The following is a 1843-nucleotide window of genomic DNA, read 5'->3' on the forward strand; positions in this document are numbered from 1 at the left end:
TTTGAACTTAAAAGCAGATTTGGTAAATTCGGCACTTCCTCCCTGATGTTTTTTCTTAAAGTTAGGATACTTAGTACGACCAGCAAAGAAATTAGTGAAAGCTGTTTGTAAATGTCTTAACCCTTGTGGTCAAGGTACACAGCTAACTTCGTTTAAAAACTCTAATTCTTCTTGCTTTTTCCAATCGGTTAGCATTGAAGAAGTTTGGGCGTAGCCTACTCTTTCTTGTCTTTCATACCAAGCTTGTGTTCGTTCGTGGAGAGCTTTATTGTAAACTAATCTTACACAGCCCAAAGTGCGCCGCAATAGCGACTCTTGTTCTGGTGTTGGGTAAAATCGAAACGAATAGGCTTTCTCCATATCTCGCATTCTAGAATATATCGTGTAAATGCGCTAGTATTGAACAGTAAAGCCAACCTAGAACGACGGGGTTTCAGACCCAAATTTTCGATGAATAAGCAAGTCTATCATCGGCTAAGTGGTCGCCAGTATAGGTCAATCAAGAAGTTTTTTTACCGCACCATTCCTTTGCTCGGATTGACTACTCTGTTTGTTAGTTCAACGGCGATCACTCAGGCTAAACTGCCTTCAAATGTACCAAACATAGCCACAAAGAACATTGAACAATTTTCATTAGCCCGAAATCTGAGTTCGCATATTAGTAACCTAAAAGTTCCTATCAGTTATCAAATTGCTGAAAAACAAGAAGCTTCAGAAAACTTAAGATTTCACAGTACAGGTTTATGGAACGACTCTCAGACAGTTGAGATATATGGGGGACAAGCAGTAGAGTTTTATCTTGAAAACCGAGATGTTTTACCGACTGCGATAACCATACATCTTGTTAGTCCAACCACCACCACAGATTCTCAATCGCTACTTCTTCTCCCTTTGGGAAAAGGACGGATAAGATTTTCAATCTTTGGTGCAGAACCTATTTTGTATCGATTTACGATTAAACTTGAAGCCGATAGTCCCCAAGTTCAATATGCCTTATATAGTACCTGGATTCCTGGCGATCCGCCCAATCCCTCTCCACCAAATCAAAATGTGGAAACAACCCCAACATCTGTACCTACCCCAACTGCAACACCTATACCAATAATATCGACACCATACCCCAATGATAGTAACAACCAACAAGTTGTTGAAACTCCCCTTTCGCCTACATCTACTCCTGATATTAACCAACCACAACCAACAGAAGGAGTCACTCCTACCCCCAGGGTAATCGCGCGTCGTTTTGTATAGATGGTAACAGACAAAAATCCCTAACTGTTAATTTGGTGACGACGAACTGGCCTGAGTTAATCTGAGAGGAAGTGAAAAATCCTGTATTTTAGTGGTTGAGTATGGCAGAAGGATTTGGTCCCCTAGTCTTGAACCCCAAGCAAGAGCGAGAGGCAAAACTTTTAAGAAAGAGTGTCTTGAAACATTTTCAGCACCTAGAAGACCCCAGAGCGGACAGGGGACGCAATCACAGCCTGGTATCCCTAATTGCCCTAGCCATTTTGGCGGTCTTAGCGGGTGCCGACGGGTTTGTCGCCATAGAAGCCTACGGAAAAGCCAAACAATCCTGGTTGAAAACCTTTTTGGAATTAGCCAATGGGATACCTTCCCACGACACCTTGGGTCGAGTCTTAGGAATGCTAGAACCCGAGCAATTAAGGTCGGGATTCCTAGGGTGGATCGGGGAAATCACCGAAAAATTGAACCTAGAACTAATCCACATAGATGGGAAAACCGCCAAGGGTTCCTATGACCGTGAAAAGAAACTAAAGGCTTTGCACACAGTAAGTGCTTGGAGTAGCGAACATGGGTTAGTCTTAGCCCAAGAAAAAGT

2 protein-coding genes and 1 pseudogene are annotated in these 1843 nt (G+C 42.6%); 2 read left to right on the top strand and 1 reads right to left on the bottom strand.

Annotation, left to right across the window (positions count from 1 at the left end):
* Window positions 1-360, bottom strand: a pseudogene (locus IQ242_RS23850) (RNA-guided endonuclease InsQ/TnpB family protein); the annotation flags it as partial.
* 90 nt (window positions 361-450) lie between these two features.
* On the opposite strand from IQ242_RS23850, the gene IQ242_RS23855 reads away from it, so the two are divergent.
* Together IQ242_RS23855 and IQ242_RS23860 are read left to right on the top strand one after the other, a co-directional pair.
* Complete coding sequence (locus IQ242_RS23855; protein WP_193961660.1) at window positions 451-1251, top strand: hypothetical protein; 801 nt, start codon at window positions 451-453, stop codon at window positions 1249-1251.
* 101 nt (window positions 1252-1352) lie between these two features.
* Window positions 1353-1843, top strand: a 491-nt coding sequence (locus IQ242_RS23860) for an ISAs1 family transposase (protein WP_193961661.1), incomplete at its 3' end; no start/stop codon positions are given.

This window comes from Microcystis sp. LEGE 08355 (assembly GCF_015207185.1).
In the GTDB taxonomy this organism is placed as follows: Bacteria; Cyanobacteriota; Cyanobacteriia; order Cyanobacteriales; family Microcystaceae; genus Microcystis; species Microcystis panniformis.

Excerpts from the sequence above, each read along its gene's own strand:
- IQ242_RS23855 (WP_193961660.1), top strand. The coding sequence starts at position 451 with ATGAATAAGCAAGTCTATCATCGGCTAAGTGGTCGCCAGTATAGGTCA.